Origin of the sequence: Pseudoalteromonas sp. 23_GOM-1509m (assembly GCF_000518425.1) — a bacterium.
Lineage (GTDB): Bacteria > Pseudomonadota > Gammaproteobacteria > Enterobacterales > Alteromonadaceae > Pseudoalteromonas > Pseudoalteromonas tetraodonis.
Window position 1 is genome coordinate 43687 of sequence record NZ_KI912434.1, and the last position, 22118, is coordinate 65804.

General features: G+C 41.0%; 23 protein-coding genes and 1 tRNA gene. 4 read left to right on the plus strand and 20 right to left on the minus strand.

The annotated features are described in order from the left end of the window. The 3 genes from N523_RS0115795 to dnaQ form a co-directional block, all read right to left on the minus strand. Window positions 1-77, minus strand: a tRNA-Asp gene (locus N523_RS0115795). Window positions 78-175: 98 nt separating this feature from the next. Further along, on the minus strand, window positions 176-1546 hold the full coding sequence (locus N523_RS0115800; RefSeq protein WP_013464559.1) for a TIGR03503 family protein: 1371 nt from the start codon (window positions 1544-1546) through the stop codon (window positions 176-178). A gap of 9 nt (window positions 1547-1555) precedes the next feature. Beyond that, complete coding sequence (gene dnaQ, locus N523_RS0115805; RefSeq protein WP_013464558.1) at window positions 1556-2269, minus strand: DNA polymerase III subunit epsilon; 714 nt, start codon at window positions 2267-2269, stop codon at window positions 1556-1558. A 68-nt stretch (window positions 2270-2337) separates the two neighbouring features. On the opposite strand from dnaQ, the gene rnhA reads away from it, so the two are divergent. Then, complete coding sequence (gene rnhA, locus N523_RS0115810) at window positions 2338-2802, plus strand: ribonuclease HI (protein ID WP_013464557.1); 465 nt, start codon at window positions 2338-2340, stop codon at window positions 2800-2802. 14 nt (window positions 2803-2816) lie between these two features. Here rnhA and N523_RS0115815 read toward each other — a convergent pair whose 3' ends face one another. Continuing rightward, window positions 2817-3578, minus strand: a complete 762-nt coding sequence (locus tag N523_RS0115815; RefSeq protein ID WP_008465729.1) for a class I SAM-dependent methyltransferase — start codon at window positions 3576-3578, stop codon at window positions 2817-2819. A 53-nt stretch (window positions 3579-3631) separates the two neighbouring features. Here N523_RS0115815 and gloB point away from each other — a divergent pair, with 53 nt between their 5' ends. Both gloB and N523_RS0115825 read left to right on the plus strand, forming a co-directional pair. Then, window positions 3632-4405, plus strand: coding sequence for a hydroxyacylglutathione hydrolase (gloB, locus tag N523_RS0115820; protein ID WP_028835343.1), 774 nt, complete (start codon window positions 3632-3634; stop codon window positions 4403-4405). A gap of 184 nt (window positions 4406-4589) precedes the next feature. After that, the gene (locus N523_RS0115825; protein ID WP_028835344.1) at window positions 4590-6167 is read left to right on the plus strand and encodes a lytic transglycosylase; all 1578 of its coding nucleotides are present in this window, start codon (window positions 4590-4592) and stop codon (window positions 6165-6167) included. A 52-nt stretch (window positions 6168-6219) separates the two neighbouring features. Here the strand turns inward: N523_RS0115825 and N523_RS0115830 are convergent, their stop codons facing one another. Beyond that, window positions 6220-7590 (minus strand): Gfo/Idh/MocA family protein, encoded by a 1371-nt coding sequence (locus N523_RS0115830; protein WP_028835345.1) that lies wholly within the window; start codon window positions 7588-7590, stop codon window positions 6220-6222. A gap of 162 nt (window positions 7591-7752) precedes the next feature. On the opposite strand from N523_RS0115830, the gene N523_RS0115835 reads away from it, so the two are divergent. Further along, on the plus strand, window positions 7753-9366 hold the full coding sequence (locus N523_RS0115835) for a M28 family metallopeptidase (protein WP_028835346.1): 1614 nt from the start codon (window positions 7753-7755) through the stop codon (window positions 9364-9366). A 31-nt stretch (window positions 9367-9397) separates the two neighbouring features. Here the strand turns inward: N523_RS0115835 and N523_RS0115840 are convergent, their stop codons facing one another. The 15 genes from N523_RS0115840 to N523_RS0115910 form a co-directional block, all read right to left on the minus strand. Continuing rightward, complete coding sequence (locus tag N523_RS0115840; RefSeq protein WP_016899465.1) at window positions 9398-10345, minus strand: EAL-associated domain-containing protein; 948 nt, start codon at window positions 10343-10345, stop codon at window positions 9398-9400. A 231-nt stretch (window positions 10346-10576) separates the two neighbouring features. Further along, a complete protein-coding gene (locus N523_RS0115845) occupies window positions 10577-10792 on the minus strand; it encodes an EF-hand domain-containing protein (RefSeq protein ID WP_028835347.1) in 216 nt (71 codons plus the stop codon). A 69-nt stretch (window positions 10793-10861) separates the two neighbouring features. After that, on the minus strand, window positions 10862-11074 hold the full coding sequence (locus tag N523_RS0115850; RefSeq protein WP_008467121.1) for a calmodulin: 213 nt from the start codon (window positions 11072-11074) through the stop codon (window positions 10862-10864). A gap of 160 nt (window positions 11075-11234) precedes the next feature. Continuing rightward, complete coding sequence (locus tag N523_RS0115855) at window positions 11235-11447, minus strand: calmodulin (RefSeq protein WP_008467122.1); 213 nt, start codon at window positions 11445-11447, stop codon at window positions 11235-11237. Between the two features lie 578 nt (window positions 11448-12025). Further along, window positions 12026-12241 (minus strand): TIGR02450 family Trp-rich protein, encoded by a 216-nt coding sequence (locus tag N523_RS0115860; protein WP_008467123.1) that lies wholly within the window; start codon window positions 12239-12241, stop codon window positions 12026-12028. A gap of 69 nt (window positions 12242-12310) precedes the next feature. Beyond that, window positions 12311-12664: a cupredoxin domain-containing protein gene (locus tag N523_RS0115865; RefSeq protein WP_028835348.1), complete on the minus strand. Its 354-nt coding sequence runs from the start codon at window positions 12662-12664 to the stop codon at window positions 12311-12313. Between the two features lie 22 nt (window positions 12665-12686). Continuing rightward, window positions 12687-14930: a heavy metal translocating P-type ATPase gene (locus N523_RS0115870; RefSeq protein ID WP_028835349.1), complete on the minus strand. Its 2244-nt coding sequence runs from the start codon at window positions 14928-14930 to the stop codon at window positions 12687-12689. Beyond that, window positions 14927-15364 carry a MerR family transcriptional regulator gene (locus tag N523_RS0115875; RefSeq protein WP_028835350.1) on the minus strand — a complete coding sequence of 146 codons (438 nt, stop codon included), beginning with the start codon at window positions 15362-15364 and terminating at the stop codon, window positions 14927-14929. The genes N523_RS0115870 and N523_RS0115875 overlap by 4 nt, the downstream gene beginning before the upstream one ends. A 209-nt stretch (window positions 15365-15573) precedes the next feature. Further along, a complete protein-coding gene (locus N523_RS0115880) occupies window positions 15574-16071 on the minus strand; it encodes a DUF2059 domain-containing protein (protein WP_028835351.1) in 498 nt (165 codons plus the stop codon). Between the two features lie 128 nt (window positions 16072-16199). Next, on the minus strand, window positions 16200-16532 hold the full coding sequence (locus N523_RS0115885; RefSeq protein WP_013464546.1) for a Na+/H+ antiporter subunit G: 333 nt from the start codon (window positions 16530-16532) through the stop codon (window positions 16200-16202). 9 nt (window positions 16533-16541) lie between these two features. Beyond that, a complete protein-coding gene (locus N523_RS0115890) occupies window positions 16542-16811 on the minus strand; it encodes a K+/H+ antiporter subunit F (RefSeq protein WP_008114565.1) in 270 nt (89 codons plus the stop codon). Then, window positions 16805-17341, minus strand: a complete 537-nt coding sequence (locus N523_RS0115895) for a Na+/H+ antiporter subunit E (protein WP_016899457.1) — start codon at window positions 17339-17341, stop codon at window positions 16805-16807. The genes N523_RS0115890 and N523_RS0115895 overlap by 7 nt, the downstream gene beginning before the upstream one ends. Then, window positions 17341-18858, minus strand: coding sequence for a monovalent cation/H+ antiporter subunit D (locus N523_RS0115900; protein ID WP_024602786.1), 1518 nt, complete (start codon window positions 18856-18858; stop codon window positions 17341-17343). Before N523_RS0115900 ends, N523_RS0115895 begins: the two co-directional genes overlap by 1 nt. Continuing rightward, entirely contained in the window at window positions 18855-19202 is a 348-nt protein-coding gene (locus N523_RS0115905) for a Na+/H+ antiporter subunit C (protein WP_013464542.1), read from the minus strand. Before N523_RS0115905 ends, N523_RS0115900 begins: the two co-directional genes overlap by 4 nt. Beyond that, the gene (locus tag N523_RS0115910) at window positions 19202-21994 is read right to left on the minus strand and encodes a monovalent cation/H+ antiporter subunit A (protein WP_028835352.1); all 2793 of its coding nucleotides are present in this window, start codon (window positions 21992-21994) and stop codon (window positions 19202-19204) included. Before N523_RS0115910 ends, N523_RS0115905 begins: the two co-directional genes overlap by 1 nt. Between the last annotated feature and the right edge of the window lie 124 nt (window positions 21995-22118).

Below are 22118 nucleotides of genomic sequence, written 5' to 3' on the forward strand. Positions count from 1 at the left end.
TGGCGGAGTGGACGGGACTCGAACCCGCGACCCCCGGCGTGACAGGCCGGTATTCTAACCAACTGAACTACCACTCCGCATTTTCGTTGCTGTCTGAGTCTCCCCTGACAGCGGCGTGAATAATACGAACCAGCCCCTACTTCGTCAAGGGCTTTTTTGTTTTTTTACAGGTTTTTTAGTCATCTGACATCGAAAGGTTTAAAATTTCACCTGTTTTGTCATTTTTTGAGCCATTTTCTGCATCAGTTGTTTTTTGCTGATCTGATTTTTTTGCCTCGGTTGCTTTTTTTTTCTTTAAAAAAGCAAAATTCAATTTAAGTTTTATCGGTTTATTCTGCACAAAAACACGAATACATAACCAACCAATAAATAATATGGCCAAATTCCCACCAATAATTAAACTAACCATTAATCCCGTGGCCATTACTTTTGGTTTTATAACAGGCTCTGGAATATTTTCTTCCTTAATGATGCTCGCTTTTGGAATTTCAGGAATAACTTCTATCGGTCTTTCTATTTCAAATAAATAGGTTGGCAACGTAGCCATAAACTCTCTGTCATTTACTGTTGAGCCAAACACAGAAATTTCAATGTTGTAACGTCCCCATCCGTAATCTTGTAAAGCCAGTTCTCTTACTGCGGTGTTATTAGTGTCTAAGTAAAATACTTGCTCTTCATTATTGGGATAATAAATTTTCCCTTGCATGATCACGGTTTCAGGCTTTAATAACTTTTCATCAATATTTATAGTAATACGGTGATCGTCCCCCTCATCGGTTGCTTCAACTGAGGTAAAACTAAAAGGCGGCTCATGCACAACTATAGTGTCTTGAACAACTCGTCGCTCAAGGACGTCGGTGGTAATATAAAGTTCTGGCCGCCACTCGCCTGGAGTAAAATTTAAAGTAAACTCACCCGTAAACACACCGTCTTTTGCACTTTCATCAAATCCGTAGCCATCGTCTTTAAATTCAGTAACTTGCTGTATGCCTGCTCCAAAATTTTCAAAATTTTCATTATTAGTACTCACAAAACTCACATTGAGCGATACCGCATCTTTGAAAAGATTAGCGCGAATGGGCTCGCCATCATTTAAAATCTCACCGGTTACCTTTACAGTTTCACCCTGAAAAAGAATCTTAGGGAGTGGATCAACCTTAAGCGATAGCTCACCAATTACAACAATACGGCTCTGTGGCATTATTTGGCCAATAACTTGCCATGGCCCAGGCATAGGGTTGCGAATAACCACTAGATCGTAATTTAATTCGTCGTACCAATCTAGGCTGGTGTTTCTTACCGCATTGGTTGCAAAGTACTTAGTGCCATCGGGTCTAACTAAAATAACGGCAGGCGAGCCAGGACGTCTAAAAAATATTAATTTTATTTCATCAATTTTGTCATCTATACGAAAACGGTTATCCAGTAACGGTATTTCATTTTGTTTTCCGCTGCCTTTTAACTCTTCAACTTGTTTAACGCTGTGTGCATCGGGAATGAAGCACGCGGCGATTAAAAACAGTGAAACTACTAATAGCGTTTTCATAATAGTGCCTTATTCAGCGCGCCATAAACAATGGCCGCCCTCCTTTTGTACAATGTCTAAACGTGATTGATGTGCGCTTTGCTCTGCTTCGCTTGCTGCTACAACAACCAATGGGGCTCTATCGCTGTTTAAGCGCCTAATACCGCCCTTTTGATCTTCACTTGAGTCATCTTTATTTTGATTAAGATTTAGCTTTACTTGTCCCCCGGTCATTGCCAAGTAAACATCGGCTAAAATCTCAGAATCCAGTAAGGCGCCGTGTAACGTACGCTTAGTGTTATCAACATCGTAGCGACGGCAAAGCGCATCTAGGTTGTTCTTTTGTCCTGGATGCAAGTCACGCGCCATTTTAAGGGTATCAAGCACGCCACAAAAATCATGGGTGTTTTGATAACCTTGATTTAATAACGCAAATTCATTATCCATATGGCCAATATCGAACGGCGCGTTATGAATAACGAGTTCTGCGTCTTTAATATAGTCAAAAAACTCTTGGGCAATGTCTCTAAAAAGCGGTTTGTCACGTAAAAATTCGTTGGTAATACCGTGAACGTCGATTGCTTCTTCTTCAATGCTGCGTTGTGGATTTATGTAAACGTGAAAATTATTGCCGGTTAGCCGACGATTCATTAGCTCCACACAGCCTATCTCAATAATACGGTGCCCTTGTTTAGGGTCGATGCCGGTGGTTTCTGTATCTAAAACTATTTGTCTGCGTGCCATATCGAATTAAGCCTGACTCTGGTATCTTTCTATAATCACTTTATTGTACATAATATCAAGGTAAAACAGTGCAAAAAACCGTAGAGATTTACACCGATGGTTCGTGTTTAGGTAATCCAGGCCCCGGTGGTTATGGTATTTTTATGATTTATGAAGCCCACGAAAAAAAATTAAGTCAAGGTTACAAACTCACAACAAACAACCGCATGGAAATGCTAGCTGCCATTGTTGCGCTAGAATCACTTAATCGTTCATGCCCTGTTACCCTGACTACCGATAGCCAATACGTAAAACAAGGCATTGAGTCGTGGATCACCAATTGGAAAAAACGCGGTTGGCAAACCTCTGCTAAAAAGCCGGTTAAAAATGTCGACTTATGGAAACGTCTCGATAAAGCCTGCGCCGAGCACGATGTTACTTGGAAATGGGTAAAAGGTCACAGTGGCCATAAATATAATGAAATTGTTGACGACCTTGCCCGTGATGCGGCCAGCGGCAACAACTTAATTGATGATGAAGGTTACCAACCGTAACCCTCAATATCGCACTATTTTTTATTTTGCTGATAATGTTGCTTTGAGGTCTGCCTAAGCCCTACCCCTTTTATTGGCGCAAATTGTGGCCGTGCATGCCACTTAGGTTTTATTGGCGTAAGTGGCGCAACACGCTTTCGTGCCACCAGCAAATATACACTGCCCATAGGTTTTAAATATTGCTTGGTAAAGCTGCGCCAAAACGCAAACCGCGACAACCGGTTACCGCGTGCCAACGATGAATAAATAAAGCGCTCATCGGCCACAATTTCAAACCCAAGTAAATTAAGCCAGTCTTTAACGCGTGCAGGGGTAAAAAAGCGCCCTGTCCACGGTAATTTTTGACCACTAAATGGCAGTAATTGCGCTAACCCACAAAAGCTAAAAGGATTAAAACCGGTAATGGCAATATAACCGCCGGGAATAAGCGTACGATGAGCCTCACGTAATATATGATGCGGATCTGAGTGATACTCTAAACAATGGCTCATAATGCACGCATCTATACTGTGCTCATAAAAAGGCAGTTCGTCTATGTCAGCCACCACTCCGGTATAAGGGCCTGGCTCTGCAACGCATACTTGATGCTTAATGGAACTCTTGCTGGTATCTAACTCGCCACTTAAATTACCCAATTTAAGCATATGATAGCCAAACATACGTGGTAACCACGGCGACAATTTGCGTTCTATATCACAACGTAAATAATCACCATGCGGAAACTGTTGCCATGACAACGGTTTGGGGCCTTCTTGAAAACTAAGGGCTGGTTTCATTATATAAGCTCGTTATAATATTAATTAAATACCACTTTATAGAGCAACGATACATGGTGCAAGTCAAAGCAATTAAAGCCTTTTCTGATAACTACATTTGGTGCTTAACCACCGAGCATAATAATCAAGCGTGGGTGGTTGACCCTGGCCAATCTGCGCCGGTCACTGAGCATTTAGCACAGTATAATTTAACCCTAGGCGGTATTTTAATAACGCATCATCATTATGATCACACTGATGGCGTTGCCCAATTAGTAAAACAGTATCCAAACGTTGAGGTTTACGGCCCAAGTAACAGTTCATTTAAAGGAATAACAGAGCCTTTAAATGAAGACCAAACGATTACCGTTTTAGGCACCTCATTTAATATTATCACCACGCCTGGCCACACACTCGATCATATTTGTTATGTTAATGATGCACTTGCCTTTACTGGCGACACATTATTTAGCGGTGGTTGTGGGCGCTTATTTGAAGGCAGCCCAGAGCAAATGTGGCATTCATTTAATAAACTTAGTGCACTACCGAGTGATTGCAAAGTGTATTGCACTCATGAATACACCCAGGCGAATTTGGCGTTTGCAAAAGCGGTTGAGCCACGAAACCCCGAGTTACTCGCTTACAGCCAGCAAGTGGATGAATTGCGTAATAAAGATGAAATAACGTTGCCAAGTACCATAGGCCATGAGCTGAAAATTAACCCTTTTATGCGTAGTAATTTGCCAAACATTACAGAATTAATACCAAAAGAATATTGTTTAGTTACAAAAAACAATGAACCTTGGGAAAACTTTGCTAGTCTGAGAAAGTTCAAAGATCATTTTTAATTTGGGCCTGTTGACCTTTCAAGGTTAAACATGCGCTAACAACAATAATAAAACGATTAGTTAATAAACAATAAGTTAACATTTTCTAATCATATTTGTTTGGAACTTTTAACGGTCATAAGTGGCAATGTTGACTCATTATGGGTAGTATTCGCCGAGTTTTTTACCCTATGTATTGGTATTTATGAATAAATCTCCTCTTTTATTGGTCTTAGCGATGACGCTAAGCGGTTGTCAAACACTGACAACGTTAAACACAGATTCACAAAATCAGGCACTAGACCAGCTTGAAGGCGCAAGCCCAAACGATATTAGCACGGCGCTGATGATGAACGCGCAATATCAACAAGTGAACGATATCGAAGAGGAAGCCCCTGTGTTTGACGATGTTTGGGAGCGTATTCGTTACCAATTATCCATCGATATTCCACAAAACCGCCCAGTGGTCGCTGAGCGTAACTATTATGCGCGCCATCAAGCATACTTAGATCGTATTTCTAAACGTGCTGAGCCGTATTTGCATTTTATTGTTGAAGAAATTGAAAAGCGTGAAATGCCAATCGAAATTGCACTATTGCCCATAGTAGAAAGTGCTTTTGACCCTTATGGCTACTCACACCGCACCGCATCGGGTATTTGGCAATTTATGCCAGCAACCGGCGAGCGTTTTGATTTAAAACAAAACTGGTGGTATGACGGGCGTCGCGACATTGTGCAATCAACTCGCGCAGCGCTTGATTATCTCTCATACTTACACAAAACCCTTGAGGGTGACTGGCTGAACGCAATTGCAGCTTATAACTCAGGTGAAGGCCGCTTACTGCGTGCGATTAAAAAGAATCGTAAAAAGCATTTACCTACCGATTTTTGGTCACTTGATTTACCTCGTGAAACCACTGCCTACGTGCCTAAATTATTAGCATTAGCCGATTTATTAAAGCGCGCTGATGATTTTAATGTGTCATGGAAGCCTATCATTAACGCGCAAGTGGTTGAAGTGGTCAATATTGAGTCACAGATTGATTTAGCGCTGGCAGCCGATATGGCTGACATGACCCTTACCGAGCTATACAGACTAAACCCTGGATTTAACCGCTGGGCAACAGACCCTGATGGCCCACACTTTTTATTAATACCCACCGATAAAGTAGAGCAATTTACAGAAAAATTAGCTGCAACTGACATTAAAAATCGTCTTCGCTGGCAACAATACAAAGTTAAAAAAGGTGATAGCCTGTCGGTAATTGCCAGTAAATTTACCACTAGCACCAATGCAATAAAGTCATTAAATAAGCTTAATTCAAACGTCATTCGTGTTGGCCAACAAATTTTAGTGCCGCTAACAGATGGTAAAATTAACAGTGAACATTTACCTCAGCAAGTACGTGCGGCCGCTAATAAAAGTTTGCGTACTAAGCTCTCACACACGGTAAAAAGTGGCGACACATTGTGGGACATAAGCCGCGAATACGATGTCACTATGGGTGAATTAGCTAAGTGGAATAAGCTGAAGAAAAATGCAGTACTGCGTTTAAATCAAAAATTGGTTGTTTATAAATCAGCAAATCAGCCTAAAGAGTCAGCGAATAACGCCAATCGCACTATTACTTATAAAGTGCGTCGGGGTGATTCATTAGCGCGTATAGCCTCTAAGTTTAATTTAACCGTGAGCGATATAATTAAATGGAATGACTTGGCTGGGCAAAAATACTTACAGCCAGGCCAAAAGCTTAAACTCAAGGTTGATGTGAGAAGTAGCTAATAAACATAACCAATAAATAAAAAAAGAGCGCATGCGCTCTTTTTTATTTGGCTTAGCTTACAATGCCCAAAGGCTGTGCGGTTTGCCATGCCCCGCGAGTAAAATCGGGAATATCTATTGAGCGGCTACGCTCACTCACAGACTGGGCTGATAACGGCGAAATAACCGACCATGCCGCCCCGTCATAAACGTCTTGATCTAGCGGTTCACCATTTCTTAAGCAGTAAATCATCCGCCAAAACATTAAAAAGTCCATGCCACCGTGGCCACCATTGCGCTGCGCCTCTTCACCCATTTTTGTCCATAAGGGATGGTCGTACTGCTCATACCATGCGCTCATATCATAATCCCACTCATGAAAACTTTTTGAGCCACCAGTTTCAAGGGCAATACGATTAGGGAAACCGGCAAACACGCCATTCGTGCCTTGTATTAAGTTATGTCGTGAGTACGGGCGAGGGGTTGTCGTATCGTGCTGCACCATAATACTGCGCCCTTTGAGAGTTTTAATCAGCGTCGTGTTCATGTCACCAGCAATATAATTGAGCTGGTTACGGGGATGATCGGCAGCAAATTCACGCTGTGCATAGGCGCTTCGGCCAAGTGAAGGTGAGCTCATTGAGGTTAAAAAATCAAACCGATCGCCACGGTTTATATTCATGTATTGCGATACCGGCCCTAATCCATGCGTAGGATATAAATTACCGTCACGTCTTGCATGCCACTGCGTTCGCCATGAGCCTGTTTTGTGCTCAAGCTCTTTCATTTGCCAGCGCAGTTCATGAATATACGCCGCTTCGCCATGTAACAGCTCCCCAAATACACCTTGGCGTACCATGTTTAATACCATTAACTCGTCGCGGCCGTAGTTAACATTTTCCATCATCATGCAGTTTTTTTGCGTACGCTCTGCGGTATCGACAATTTGCCACATTTCATCAACAGTCAGTGCCAGAGGCACTTCAACAAAAGCATGTTTTGCGCTGTTCATGGTATCGATAGCCATTGGCGCATGCCATGCCCATGGTGTTGAAATAATAACAATATCAATATCTTGTCGTTCGAGCATTTGTTGATAAGCGCGCTCACTGCCACTATACAATGCAGGCTTTGCCACTCCCGTATCAACTAAATAATTAGCGGCACGTTCTAAAACCTCTGTATGAGTATCGCAAATAGCCACTATTTGAGTGCCTTCAATGTGGCTCATACGCTTTACATGGCCATACCCGCGCTGACCCACACCAATAAACCCTACTCTCACCACATCCATTTTAGGTGCGACCAAACCGATAACGGAGCGCCCTTGTTGCATAGGCGCGCTAGTATGAACACTGCCACTAGATGCACAGCCACTAACCACACCAGCAGCGGCAGCTACACTGGCTGCCTTTAAAAAATCCCGACGATTAAATTGCTTCATTACTTATCCCTTTTGTTATTATTTTTAACTTACCTAATGGCTGTTAATGGGTAAAGGGCCAAAGAGGTAAGCTGCATAAAAATAGGTTTAAAAGGGATAAAAATTCGCATTGTGTTATTGTTTGGGGTTATAGTCGAAAAAAATATTATTTCCTAACTTATTATGTCTTATATAAAAACCATCACATTTTTTTTAGTTATTGTACTAACGGGTTGCTCAGAGTCTGCAACCCCCACTTCCTCGCTCGAAAACAGTCCGGGCGTTAGTTTAAATAATATAAAACAGCATATTAAAACCCTTGCCTCTGATGACTTTGAAGGCCGCGGTCCATTAACATTGGGTGAAGTAAAAACCGTTGGCTATTTGAGTGAACAATACAAAGCCATAGGGTTAACTGGTGCCTATAACGGTGATTTTTTACATCCGGTTAAAATGGCCATGATCACCGCAGATCAAAACATGCAATTGACCATGGGTGATTTAAGCTTTAAAGCGGGTAAAGACTTTACTGCTCGTACTAAACAATTACAGCCTGTTATTGATGTTCGCAATTCTGATGTGGTCTTTGTCGGTTATGGTATAAATGCCCCTGAATATAACTGGAACGACTACGCCAATATTGATGTAACCGGTAAAACCGTTATTGTGCTGGTAAACGACCCAGGCTTTGCCACTCAAGACGATACGTTATTTACTGGTAATGCCATGACTTACTATGGTCGTTGGACTTATAAATATGAAGAAGCCGCGCGCCAAGGCGCTAAAGCGGTATTTATTGTTCACGAAACAGCTCCTGCCGCATACCCTTGGGGGGTAGTTGAAAGCTCAAATACCGGCACTAAATACAGTCTAATGGATAACAACCTCAATGCATCTGAATTACCCGTTATGGGCTGGCTAACACTCGATGCCACCGAGCAAGTATTTGCATCAGCACACTTAAATTACCAACAATTAAAGCAACAAGCACTTAGTGAGCAATTTCAAGCTAAAGCGTTGAATTTAAAAGCAACCCTTGCATTTAAAAACGAAGTGTCACATGCAAAATCACATAATGTGGTCGCAAAAATCACAGGCAGTGAAAGCCCAGATGAATACATCGTTATTAGTGCCCATTGGGATCACTTTGGCACTAAACAAACCGACAGCGGTCCTAAAATTTATAATGGCGCCATTGATAACGCATCAGGCACCGCGGCCACCCTTGAGATTGCTCGAATAATGCAAAAAATGCATCAGCAAACACCGTTTAAACGCTCGATTATTTTTGCCAACTTCACCGCCGAAGAAACCGGTTTAATTGGTTCAGCGCAGTTTGCCTCTGGTGACGTGATCCCAACAAAGAATATGGTTGCCCTACTAAATATTGATGGGATGAACGTACTCGATAGCACCGACTATATTTTACAGTACGGTAAAGACCTCTCGACTATGGAACACTATTTAGCTAAAGCCGCAAACGCGCAAGGACGTCAAGTTAAACTGGATCCTCGTGCGCAAAATGGCTTATTTTTTAGATCGGATCATTTTTCACTCGCCAAACAAGGTGTGCCAAGCTTACTGTTTATGAGCTTAGGTGATACCGATCCTGACTACATCACTCATAAATACCATAAAGAAGCTGACGATTACTCAGCTGATTGGTCATTAGGTGGGGTAAAACAAGATATAGAACTGATTGTTGATATAGCCTCACAACTGGCGAATAACGGTGATTGGCCAAAATGGACAAGCGAGTCTGACTTTAAAACTAAACGCACCGCTGACAAACAATAAATACAATTAAACATTACTATTTAAAATCCTCCTACTCGGAGGATTTTAGTTTTACCCGTGCCTGTGTAAGCAATGTTTCAGCTTTTGCACCTAAATACACATATATCGCTAAAGCAATTAAAAGTCCCACCACTGCAAGCATCATCGCTATAGCTGGCATTAAATACTCTGATTGCCCTAATGCGGCTTTAAACATAGTGAGTAGTGCTTCAATTGATATAGCAATTAACACGGTAGAGATAAACCGGGTAATGGTTCGTCGTGTTGATGAGTGTCTAAAAATATCTTTATGCATGAGGATTTCTTCCTCAAGAATTGTTTTGCCTAGATCAAAAACAGCCAATGCTAACGTGATATAAATAATGATGCTAAAGGGTTCTAGGGGATCGGACGAACTATTTACGTGAGTTATTAATTCATAGATGTCGATAAATACGATGTTGAGTAAAAAAAGCACCAAACTAAATAAGCACGCCACAATAATGCCATAACCTGCTTTAAAATAAGGTGACATAGTCGCACGAGCGGTATCACCCATCACAAACTCAATAAGCTGCGTTAAACTTACATCAACAACTAAATAATGTTGATTATTGATAGGTTTGTTTAATTCTTTAATCGCAGATATACATAAATGGTTGGTCGCAATAGAAATATAAGGCGCAGTAAAACAAATAGCATTACAGGCTTTTACATTTAAAAAATAAGGCCGCTCACTTAAATCCTGATTATTGCCTCTCTGTGCCAATTTTTTATTGTAGGCACGTTTAAAACAAACGTTATTGCCCTGTTGTGAGCCCTTCTCGTCCAAACAGTATTGTAATTCTAAAAAAGGATAATGCTTTGTTAAATAGCGCATATCACGATTATTAGCGATGCCGTCATCTATACTCATTAAAATTGATTCTAATAAGCTATGTATTATCTGCTCATATTCGTTATAGCGCTCAACACTACTTATATAACTCATTCTCGCCATAGTTAGGCTCCTTAAATACCCTAATCAACAGCTAAGCAAGTTTAAAACCAAGAATTAAAGAATATAAAAATCAATAGATTAAATTAAATACATTGATGCCATTGCACTATTTTAGTGACAACTGCACACACTATTTCCCGCCACGCACAAAAAAGCAGCTGAGTATTTACTACTTAGCTGCTTTTTATGTCTCGTTTATAAATTACATAAACGCTTTCATCCGTAATGTAATTACTGAACTTTTGCGAACTCTTCTTTTGAAAGCTCACCGTTGCCATCAACATCTAAATCATCAAATAATTGAGCTAGTTGTGAGTTAGCTTGTGCTTCAGACTGGCTAATAACACCGTCGCCATCAGTATCGAAAGAATCAAAGTCAACCGCAGCAAAAGCCGCTGAAGATGAAGCAAGTGCAATTAAAGCGAGTATTTTAGTAAATGTTTTCATAATTAATCCTTAGGCTAAATGCCTTAATTAAAATGGTAAGAAGTCCTTTTCAAAGATCCTTAAGGGAAACTAGTACGCTGAAAATTCGTCTTTAGAAAGTTCACCATTACCATCTACATCTAGCTCTGCAAACTGCTCCATAAGCTCAGCAGCAACCGATGCCTCTGCTTGGCTGATGGTGCCACTGCCATCTACATCAAGCGTTTCAAAGTCTGTGCTTGCAAATACTGCAGATGAAGAAGCAAGCGCCATTAATACCAGTGTTGATTGTAACTTTTTCATAATATAATCCTTCAAAGTGTGCAATGTTCGTCAAATAAAAAATAATTGGCTCAAAACTATCAACCTCATATCCTTGCGATTCTTTGTCATAGGCTCCCTTGCCTATTTAGGTTGTCTTGGGCAACTCAGAATCAGTGGTAGTATTGAGCACTAAAGCTGGTTACGCCTTAGAAAACTCTGCTTTAGATAACTCACCGTTTTGGTCAGTATCAAGCTCAGTAAACTGGCTCATAAGTGAGGCGTCAACTGATGCTTCAGCTTGGCTAATAGCGCCGTTGCCATCCACATCGAGTGTGTCAAAATCGGTTGCTGCAAAAGCCGCTGATGAAGAAGCTAAAGCCATTAATACCAGTGTTGATTTAAGTGTTTTCATAATGTAATTCCTTCATTAGGTTGTGCGATAAAACCGATATGCTTTATCACGTTTTTTGCTAAATACAGCTTAGGTATTACAACTTCGATGCCATGTTTTTAAAGTTATTTAAAAACATGCAGTTAGAATGATTTTGAAGCATTTTAATAAAAATAAACCATGATTTTGTTGCTTTTTAGCAACAACCACTGAGGCTGAAATAAATAAACATTTAAAATCAATAAGTTAAATTATAATAAAAAGAGACATGGGAATGAAAAAACCGGAAAAATCATGTTTAGAGCAGTTATGAGAATAAACCGACTCTGAACACATCCGACATACTTACTTTAACGGTATAAAATAGTACGCATAACACATTGAAATATAAAACTAAAATAACCTTTCTATTATTTTTTATAAAAACGTTTGAAGAACGATTTAAAAACTATCGTTTTGTTGCCAAATGGCGAATTGGGATGAAAACAAGCTGTAATAGAGGAGAGTCGCTAGCAATGTGTTGCTCTAAAAATCAATAAACTAGTCGCTCATACTCATAAGGGCTATGAGCATGAGCAATGTATTTTACAAAGTCTGCTTTATTTCCAACCTTGCAGCCATTTTTGTTGATCTTTTAAATCGCGCCACTGGATTGGGTATTGGTTTTTTGACATTACCGCCTCAGTGATACATTCAATGACGTTGCCGTCTTCATCAAACTCAACCTCAACAATAATAAAATGTTTTTCCTTATTAATTGCTGGGATCGCTGTCCATTTACTATTAAGCAGTTTTTTAGGATTTAATTTATTCATACTACGCCTTATAAGTTTTCTGCTTGAACATACGCATCAGAGCCATTTTTAGTTTTATTAATCTAATATTCAAGACACTAATAACGTGCCTTTATACATTTGCATTTGGCAATGAAAAGCATATTCACCCACTTTAAGTGCCGGCAGCTCAACAGTGTTATTCTCACCCATAGCGAGCGTTTTACTGATATCGAGTGAAGGAAACACCACCGTTTCGGCGCATGGGGCGCTGTCTTGTCGATTAAACGTCAGCGTTATTTTTTTATCAGCAGCCACTTTAATATGGGCAGGAGAATAAACGCCGTTATCAACCACTATCGTTATTTTGTTATTATTACTCTGCACTTGCTTAGGTTTGTATAGCCAAAACCAGTAAATAATAACCGCAATTAACAACGCGCCGAGTATATTGATCATCAACATAATGCTACTCCTATTTATAAAATTACGATTTACTGGGTTTAAAAAAGCGCAGGCGATTGGCGTTTGTGACCACAGTTAGTGATGACAACGCCATAGCAGCACCTGCAACAACCGGGTTGAGTAATATACCAAAGAATGGATATAACAGCCCCGCAGCAATTGGAATACCTGCCACATTGTAAATAAATGCACCAAATAAATTTTGCTTAATATTGACTATAGTGGCGCTACTAACCGCAATGGCATCGCCAAGACTCTGTAATGAACCACGCATTAAGGTGATATCAGCGCTCTCTATCGCCACATCGGTGCCAGTGCCAATAGCAAACCCAACATCAGCCTGTGCCAGTGCCGGCGCATCGTTTATACCATCACCCGTCATACCGACTATTTCACCTTTAGCTTGGCGTTTAGTTACTTCACTGGCTTTGTCATCAGGCATTACTTGGGCAATAAAGTCCTTAATACCGACTTTGTTAGCGACGGCTCTGGCGGTAGCTTGGTTATCACCGGTCAGCATAACAACATGGATACCTTTTTTTTGTAGACGTTTAATGGCCTCTGCTGAATCGTCTTTTATCGGATCGGCCACCGCTATAATGGCTTGTAGTTGGGTATCAATTGCAAAATACATTGGCGTTTTAGCGGCGCTGGCTAATTGCTCAGCTTGCTCTTTTGCCTCTGCAATACTGATATTGTGTTGGCTCATAAGCGCTTCATTGCCAAACAATAAAGTTTGCCCATTTAATCTGCCTGTAACACCTTGCCCCGTCACAGCGTTAAAATCGCTGACTTTTTCAATCGTGATATCTTCATTTTCAGCATAACTTACAATAGCTTGCGCTAAAGGATGTTCAGAGCCGCTTTCAAGACTAGCGGCAAGCTTTAGCACGTGTACTTTATCGCTGTCATTAAAATTAATGATATCGGTAACGGTGGGTTTTCCTTCTGTGATCGTGCCAGTCTTATCTAAAATCATGGTGGTTATTTTAGAAGTGGTTTGCAGCGCTTCTCCATTACGAATAAGTATTCCCGATTCAGCGGCTTTACCTATCCCAACCATAATTGACATAGGGGTTGCTAAACCCAGCGCACACGGACAGGCAATGATAAGCACCGTAGTCACGGCCACTACCGCATAAGCAATGCTCGGCTCGGGGCCAAAATTAAGCCAAGCAAGGCCCGCGAGCACTGCAATAATCATTACCGTAGGAACAAATACGCCGGATATTACATCGGCTAAACGCCCTATGGAGGGTTTAGAATTTTGTGCTCGTTTAACCATATTAATAATAGCGGCAAGTGTGGTTTCACTGCCAATATGGGTGGCTTTAAATAGTAACGTGCCACTTTTATTAATGCTGCCTGCAACAATGGTATCGCCCTCAATTTTGTTCACTGGCATAGGCTCACCCGTGAGCATTGACTCATCCACTGAGCTGCTACCTTCAATGACTTCACCATCCACAGGGATTTTTTCACCGGGGCGTACACGCACAGTCTCGTTTTTTAGTACCTCACTAATAGCTATATCTTGCTCTTTGTTATCACGCACTACCCGAGCGGTTTTTGGCTGCAAACCGATTAAGCGTTTTATCGCCTCAGAAGTACGACCGCGGGCTTTTACTTCAAAGGCAAGGCCTAGGCTAATTAAACCAATGATCATCGCTGAGGCTTCAAAATAAACATGCCTAGCCACCTCGGGTAACACGCTTGGCGCAATGACTACCACCATAGAATACAACCACGCGGTACCTGTGCCCAATGCAATCAGTGTATCCATATTGGCGGTGTGGTTTTTAAATGACTGCCATGCGCCGTTGTAAAACTGTTTACCCGCAATGGCCATAACCACTAAAGTGACTATACCAACAATAAACCAGCCAATACGCTGCGCGTTAGTGGTAACACTCATATCAAAAATAAGCCCATAAAGCATAAGCGGAGCGCCAACGCCTAGCGCCAATACCATATTACGCATTAGCTTTTTATAGTGTGCGTTATCGGCTTTGGCTTTTTCATCTAGCGCGTCTTGCTCCGACTCGCTATTCATTGGCTTAGCCTTGTAACCAATATTTTCGACTGCTTCAATCAGCTCAGCTGATGGCGCATTGCCTTCAACTTGCACACTGCGATCAGCAAAGTTCATTTCAACACGCTGCGCACCTGATACGCTTTTTAGCGCTTTTTCTATTTTTGCGACGCAGCTGCCGCAATTGGCACCTTCAATTATAAAATTTTGCACTGTGTCTTTATTGTTGCTCATTTTGCTTCCTCGGAACTCACTTGTTCGTTAAGGGGATCTACAAAGGTCTCAATTAAACTACATATATCGGCACTTACAGCACCATCGCTTGAGTTTTCCCACTGTTTTACCGCAGCTTGCATACGCGTTCTTAGTTTGAGTGTTTCTTGAAATAACCGCTCTGTTTCTTCAAGTCGCTTTGCTATTAATTGTCGTGTCAGTGGGCATGGGCAATTCCCTTGCTCCGACTGAGCAACTATTTGCTGAATATCTTTAATAGAAAAACCAAGTTGCCGTGCACTAATAATAAACTTTAAACGCTGTTGATCGGCAGCGGTATACACTTGATAGCCATTGCTTTGGCTACGAATGGGGTTAAGTAGCTTTATACGCGTGTAGTGCCGCACAGTGTCTTGGGTTACACCCATAGCGTTAGCTAATTGCTTTACGTACATCACTAAATCTCTGGTTATTTAATGACAATATAATAAACCTATGTGTAACACACAGGTCAACCGCTATTTTAAAACTCAGGGAATGCGTTATCGGCACATTAAATAAGTGATTACGTTTGCTTAAAGAAGAGGAAGAATACAGCAGTCACAAAATAGTGACTGCTAGAAAATGTAGACGTTATTTTGCTACGAGTTAGGTTAACTATAGTTTAATTAGCTTCGCTACGCGATTGTTTAAGTGCTTCACCTAGCTGCCCAGCAATTGCTTGGATCTCAGGCATGGCTTCTTGCACTAGAGATTGTGACATTTGCATAGATGCTTGCATCACCTGTGGCATTTTTTTCAAAATAGCTTGCCCTGACTCTGTTTTATAAAAATCGAGCATATCGCTAATCTCTTGCTCACTAAATTGCTTATCATAAAGGTTAACCATCATAGGCTGCATTTTTTGCCAGCTCATTTTGGTTTTTAGCACCTTAGTCATATCGGCATAATATTTGTCAAATATTGGCTTTTCATCTGGCTTTACCCCCATTTGCACCGACATATTTTGCATCATGCCCTCAACTTGAGAATACATAGAGTCAACCATAGCGTCCATATCCATCACCTCTACCAGCTCATCAATTTTTTGTTGCTTAGTAGTTTCCGCTGCATATAAGTTAGTTGAAAAAATAAGTAGTGATAAAAGTAATACCTTACCCATATTAATATCCTTTTTGTATTTGAATTTACGCCATACTCACATGTTCAATAAGTGTTGTAAATGGGAACAACCAAAAAAACAAAAAGCCGAATAACTACCATTATTCGGCTTTTTGTCGTTTGTTAGGGTTAATCTTTTTCGATATTATCGAGTCCTTTCGTTCCATCTTTGGCTTTTAACTTATGATGAATAGCGGTTTTAATTAGCATATAACCACTAATGGGCGCCGTGATTAATAAAAATATAGTGATTAATATTTCTTTTACGCTTAAGCCACTAGCTGAATTGGCAAAAAATACCATCGCAGCCGTGAGTATACTTGCCATCCCTAAAGTGGTTGCTTTAGTTGGCCCATGTAAACGCATAAAAAAGTCCGGCAGTTTAATTAAGCCAATAGAGCCAATTAAAATAAAGAGCCCACCTAACAACAGCAATATTGATACGATCCATTCACTTATCATTTTAATACCTTACTCAATTATATCGCCACGAAGTAAATACTTACATACTGCCACCGTACTTATAAAGCCTAACATTGCGATAAGCAAAGCGGCTTCAAAATATAAACCTGTTCCCATACTGATGCTATATAAAATAATCAATGCAATAACGTTAATGTACATTGTATCGAGCGCCAAAATACGATCTGGTACTGATGGACCAATAATAAGTCGCCATAAATTTAGTAGTAATGACAATCCAACCATTGAAAAAACAATCAGTAATACTGTATCTAACATTGAAATATCTCCTTTAGGGGAGCTTCGTAGCGTGCTTTAATTTGTTTGATAAGTGCTTGCTCATCATCTAAATCCAACACGTGAATTAATAAATATCGCTGCGCTGGTTCATCATCTTCATTAAGTGACTTAATAAGAGGATAAACCTCAGCACTTACTGTACCCGGCGTTAAAGACACACAACTAGCTAAAATAGTAATTGGCATTTCATGCATTAAATCGATAGGCACTTTAACAAAACCTGGACGTAAATTTTTTGAAGGGCCCAGTATTAATAAGGCCACTTGTAAATTAGCCACAATAATATCGTAAAGCACAATAAGTAACTGCTTAAACGCCAAGCCAGGCTTTAATATGAGTGGTTGTGGATCTCTAAATGACATACTGAATAAAGGAATAAGCAGTGCTAACAATGCACCCAATATAATATGCCCTACAGACACACTGTTATTTAATAATAGCCATACTATAAATAAAAATAGACTACGAAACGGTGTGGGTAACCAACGAAAACGAGCTTCTAAGCGCATTACAGACCTCCCTTGAGTACCGCATTAATACCACCACTAATATCGTGAAGTTGTGTTGCTGTTTCAAGTGCATATTGCGTTGCCAAATCACCAAAAACAACCAACAGTATTGAGCTTGTGAGCAGGCCAACAAGTACGATAACTTGCAACGGATGTGCATTAGCAACATCAGCAGCCTCACCGCCTTTGTCTTTATGCTCCCAAAACAAACTCGTGCCTGCACGTGATATAGCAACAATTAACGCTAAGCTCATAATTAAGTAAACAGGCCAAAATACCAGTGCTTGCTCACTGTTTAAGGTGGTTTTTAAAATCCAAATTTTACCTACAAAACCTGAAAGTGGCGGCATACCTATGACGGTTAGTCCAGCGATAATAAAACACGCTCCCAACAAGAATGGTTGTTTAACTGCGCGTCCGCCAACTAATCTGTCGCCGGCTTTGCCTCGCTGAGTTGCAATTAAATCAGCCAGTAAAAATAGTGCTGCAGTCACTAACGTTGAGTGCACCAAATAATACAATAGTGCAGCTGTGGCGTTTATATTTTGAAGTGCAACCAGTGCCACTAAAGTACCCACAGAAACCAGTACTAAGTTTGCGGTAAGCTTACGTAAATCTTGTGCTGCCAACACCCCGATTGCCCCAATCACTATGGTAGCAATGGCCAACGCCCATAGCCAAGACTGCGCCATATGCTCAAGTTCACCGGCTTGCTCACCAAATACCACTGTATATACGCGTAAAGTGGCGTAAACACCTACTTTGGTCATAATCGCGAATAATGCAGCAACCACAGGTGTCGCACTTGAATAGGCATTTGGGAGCCATAAATGCAGTGGTAATAGTGCACTTTTAAGGGCAAATACTACAAGCAATAGTAACCCGCCCGCTTTAGCTAAATAAACATCATCACCGGTTAACTGCGGTACTTTATTAGCCATATCAGCAATGTTTAGGGTACCCAATACCCCATATAAAATACCTAAGCCGATTAAAAATACACTTGAGCCAACCAAGTTTAAAATAACGTAATGCAGTGCTGCACGTGTTTTTGGTTTACCGCCGCCGTGCATTAATAGCGCATAAGAAGCAATTAGTAACACTTCAAAAAAGACAAAGACGTTAAATAGATCACCCGTTAAAAACGCACCATTTACCCCTAATATTAAAAAATGAACCAAGGGATGGAAAAAGCTGCCTTGCTCGTCATCGCCGGCACACCCATATAAAACCACACCAAGACCTAAAAAGGCGGTTAAAGTAACCAGTAAAGTTGAGAGCATATCTGCTACCAGTACAATACCAAACGGCGCTGACCAGTTACCGATTGCATAAACAATAATCCCGTTATCTTTAACCTGAACCAGCAGTAATACTGTAATTACAAAGGTTAAAATAGCCATTAGGCTTGAAGTTAATCGCCGTGCAAATAAACTTTTGCCACACGGTGGCAGTAGCAGAATGATTGCCGCTAGCATAGGCATTAAAACAGGCAAAGATGCTAAATGCTGAATCATTTTCTCTCCTTGCGTTTACTTCTGGTTAGGGTGCCATCAACATGATCATTCCCTAAATCTGCTCGCCCTCGTATCGATAAAATAACCACAAACGCAGTCATGGCAAATCCTATCACAATAGCTGTTAATACTAAGGCTTGTGGCAGCGGATCGGCGTAATCAGCGCCAGTTCCAAGTACCACCGCTTTATTGATAGTTAAGCGCCCTGATGAGAATAAAAACAAATTAACCGCGTAAGAAATCATTGTCAGCCCCAATACCACTGGGAATGTGCGCGCTCTCAATAATAAGAACACACCACAGGTGACTAGCACGCCAACGCAAGATGCGTATAACAGTTCCATTAAATATTTACCTCTTCTTTCTCTGCGTTCGCTGTCATATTACCTAAGCTCGCAAGGATCATTAGCGTCGCGCCAACGACGGTTAAGTACACGCCCAAGTCAAATACAATGGCGCTAGCTAGCTCTGTTTTACCAACAAACGGAATATCAAAGTAATCAAACCAGGTAGTTAAGAATGGTTTATCGAAGAACCAACTTCCGACACCCGTAAACATGGCGATAGCGATACCTGATGCAATAATTTTTCGATAGTTAACATCAAAACGTTCATTAATCCACGCAGTACCATGGGCCATATATTGTAAAATAAAGGCAATAGAGGTCACGAGGCCGGCAATAAATCCACCGCCCGGTAAGTTATGACCACGTAAGAAAATATAAGCGGATACTAATAGCGCCAATGGTAATAAGCTTTGTGAAATACAAGCCAATAAAATAGGGTGACGGTCTTTAGACCATGGGCGCCCTTCACTGTCGCTTGCTGGCATATAAAGCGGAATTCTTGATAACAGTTTAAATATACCCAGTGCTGCAATCCCTAACACGGTGATTTCACCTAAGGTATCAAAGCCCCTAAAATCAACTAAAATAACGTTAACAACGTTAGTACCCCCACCGCCTGTTTTAGCATTAGCAACAAAGAATTCAGAAATTGAATTAAGAGGACGAGTCAGTAAGGCATAACAAATACTAGCAATAATTACCCCCACCGTAGAGGAAATAACCACATCACGTAAAATACGCAACGAGCTTGACTCTCTTGGCGTACTTTGCGGTAAGAAAAACAGTGCCAACATTAATAATATGATGGTCGCAACTTCTACTGTAAGTTGCGTTAAGGCCAAGTCAGGCGCTGAAAAACGTGTAAACGCTACCGAAACCATTAATCCCACAATCGACAGCATTAATAACGACACCATCCGAATTCGATGCCAAATAACGGTAGCAATAGCACCAATAATCAGTAGCCCTGCACCTATAGCATTTTGAATATCAACTGGGGTGTTAGGTACACTGCCAGCTAGCTGTTTCATTTCAAATAATGGCCAACCTGAGGCAAGTAATACAACGCCTAACATAATAAATACATAGCGTTGTAATGAGCCATTTTCTGTTGATTGGATTTTGTTTTGACACCAATTAACCACAACTGCTAAAAAACGCTCGAAGATTTTTTTAGCGTTAAAAGGAGGTAACGACGCCTGAAACTGGAACAAGTACTTACGATTAACGTAAATAAATAAACCACCAATCACCGCCATACCACTCATAAGTAGAGGTAAATTGAAACCGTGCCAAATAGTTAGCTTGTACTCAGGCATAGCTTGACCAAGTACGGCCAATGAGGCAGCCGATAAAATACCATCTACTGCAAAGTGCGGAAAAATACCCACTAAAATACATAGCACCACTAAAATTTCGATAGGCACACGCATATAACGTGGCGCCTCATGAGGGGTGCGTGGTAAGTCTATCGGTTCACCATTAAAGAACACGTCATGAATAAAGCGAGATGAGTACGCTACCGACAGCGCACCTGCAACGGTTGCCAGCACAGGAATTAACCACGACATAGAGCCAAGTACTTGCTGATGCAGTGTTTCAGCAAAAAACATTTCTTTAGATAAGAAACCATTTAATAGCGGTACACCCGCCATAGCGGCAGCGGCCACCATCGCCAATGTGGCCGTATAAGGTAAGTAGCGCCACATGCCATTGAGTTTGCGCATATCACGCGTGCCGGTTTCATGGTCAATAATACCCGTGGCCATAAATAACGACGCTTTAAACGTAGCATGGTTAATAATATGAAAAATAGCGGCTACGGTTGCAAGTTGTGTGTCTAGGCCGAGTAATAGAGTAATTAGGCCTAAATGACTAATTGTTGAATAGGCTAATAAGCCTTTTAAATCATGTTTGAATAGCGCGATGTAAGCGCCAAATAAAAGTGTAGTTAAACCCGTCAAACCGACTAATAAAAACCAAGTGTCAGTTCCCGCCAGTGCTGGATAAAAACGCGCAAGTAAAAAGATACCTGCTTTTACCATAGTCGCAGAGTGTAAATAGGCACTAACAGGCGTAGGTGCTGCCATGGCGTGGGGTAACCAAAAATGAAACGGAAATTGTGCAGACTTGGTAAAGGCGCCTAGTAATACTAGCACCAGCGCTAATTCGTATAAATCATGTGATTGAATAATCGCTTTGCTAGCTAAAATAGTGTCTAGGTTGTAGCTTCCAACAATATCACCTAGCAGCATTAAGCCGCCCAGTAATGCTAAACCACCCGCACCGGTTACCGCCAGTGCCATACGCGCCCCCTTGCGCGCCTCTGATTTATGCCACCAGTAACTAATCAACAAGAACGAGCTAATACTGGTTAGCTCCCAAAATACCCATAACTGAATCACATTGTTTGACATAACAATGCCCAGCATGGCGGTCATAAATAACATTAAGTAACTAAATAGCTTTGGCAGTGAATCGTTTTGACTTAGGTAATAACGGGCATACAAAATAACCAGCAGCCCTATTCCTAAAATCATAAATAAAAACAGTAAACTCAAACCATCTAAGCGTAAGGAAATATCCAGCCCTAAAGCAGGTATCCACTGCGCGCTAAAACGAATGGTTTCTCCCGCGAGAACCGCAGGCGCATGATAAAGTGTAATTGCAAGCGCGGCTAAAGGCGCAATAGCCGTTAGGCTCGTTGCCTGATTTCGAGAAAGTTTGCCGGTGCATGCAGAAATAACACTGCCTAATAAGGATAACAGGGGTATCCAGAGCAAAGTCATAATGAAGGGCCTTTTTGAATCATAAAGTTTATCAATTCGCTACTTGTTATTATTAAATACCAAAGTGACTTGGGTATACGTTTTATATCTGTTTTTTAACAACATTAATACGTACAGTTATACT

What these genes read in the sequence shown, in the direction of transcription:
- N523_RS0115890 (WP_008114565.1), bottom strand. Translation starts at nt 16,811, where the DNA reads ATGTTAGATACAGTATTACTGATTGTTTTTTCAATGGTTGGATTGTCA.
- N523_RS0115895 (WP_016899457.1), bottom strand. Translation starts at nt 17,341, where the DNA reads ATGCGCTTAGAAGCTCGTTTTCGTTGGTTACCCACACCGTTTCGTAGT.
- N523_RS0115905 (WP_013464542.1), bottom strand. Translation starts at nt 19,202, where the DNA reads ATGGAACTGTTATACGCATCTTGCGTTGGCGTGCTAGTCACCTGTGGT.
- N523_RS0115860 (WP_008467123.1), bottom strand. Translation starts at nt 12,241, where the DNA reads ATGAATAAATTAAATCCTAAAAAACTGCTTAATAGTAAATGGACAGCG.
- N523_RS0115840 (WP_016899465.1), bottom strand. Translation starts at nt 10,345, where the DNA reads ATGGCGAGAATGAGTTATATAAGTAGTGTTGAGCGCTATAACGAATAT.
- N523_RS0115855 (WP_008467122.1), bottom strand. Translation starts at nt 11,447, where the DNA reads ATGAAAACACTTAAATCAACACTGGTATTAATGGCTTTAGCTTCTTCA.
- N523_RS0115850 (WP_008467121.1), bottom strand. Translation starts at nt 11,074, where the DNA reads ATGAAAAAGTTACAATCAACACTGGTATTAATGGCGCTTGCTTCTTCA.
- N523_RS0115835 (WP_028835346.1), top strand. Translation starts at nt 7,753, where the DNA reads ATGTCTTATATAAAAACCATCACATTTTTTTTAGTTATTGTACTAACG.
- N523_RS0115800 (WP_013464559.1), bottom strand. Translation starts at nt 1,546, where the DNA reads ATGAAAACGCTATTAGTAGTTTCACTGTTTTTAATCGCCGCGTGCTTC.
- N523_RS0115880 (WP_028835351.1), bottom strand. Translation starts at nt 16,071, where the DNA reads ATGGGTAAGGTATTACTTTTATCACTACTTATTTTTTCAACTAACTTA.
- N523_RS0115830 (WP_028835345.1), bottom strand. Translation starts at nt 7,590, where the DNA reads ATGAAGCAATTTAATCGTCGGGATTTTTTAAAGGCAGCCAGTGTAGCT.
- N523_RS0115815 (WP_008465729.1), bottom strand. Translation starts at nt 3,578, where the DNA reads ATGAAACCAGCCCTTAGTTTTCAAGAAGGCCCCAAACCGTTGTCATGG.
- N523_RS0115910 (WP_028835352.1), bottom strand. Translation starts at nt 21,994, where the DNA reads ATGACTTTGCTCTGGATACCCCTGTTATCCTTATTAGGCAGTGTTATT.
- N523_RS0115885 (WP_013464546.1), bottom strand. Translation starts at nt 16,532, where the DNA reads ATGATAAGTGAATGGATCGTATCAATATTGCTGTTGTTAGGTGGGCTC.
- gloB (WP_028835343.1), top strand. Translation starts at nt 3,632, where the DNA reads ATGGTGCAAGTCAAAGCAATTAAAGCCTTTTCTGATAACTACATTTGG.
- N523_RS0115845 (WP_028835347.1), bottom strand. Translation starts at nt 10,792, where the DNA reads ATGAAAACATTTACTAAAATACTCGCTTTAATTGCACTTGCTTCATCT.
- dnaQ (WP_013464558.1), bottom strand. Translation starts at nt 2,269, where the DNA reads ATGGCACGCAGACAAATAGTTTTAGATACAGAAACCACCGGCATCGAC.
- N523_RS0115900 (WP_024602786.1), bottom strand. Translation starts at nt 18,858, where the DNA reads ATGATTCAGCATTTAGCATCTTTGCCTGTTTTAATGCCTATGCTAGCG.
- N523_RS0115870 (WP_028835349.1), bottom strand. Translation starts at nt 14,930, where the DNA reads ATGAGCAACAATAAAGACACAGTGCAAAATTTTATAATTGAAGGTGCC.
- N523_RS0115865 (WP_028835348.1), bottom strand. Translation starts at nt 12,664, where the DNA reads ATGTTGATGATCAATATACTCGGCGCGTTGTTAATTGCGGTTATTATT.
- N523_RS0115875 (WP_028835350.1), bottom strand. Translation starts at nt 15,364, where the DNA reads ATGTACGTAAAGCAATTAGCTAACGCTATGGGTGTAACCCAAGACACT.
- N523_RS0115825 (WP_028835344.1), top strand. Translation starts at nt 4,590, where the DNA reads ATGAATAAATCTCCTCTTTTATTGGTCTTAGCGATGACGCTAAGCGGT.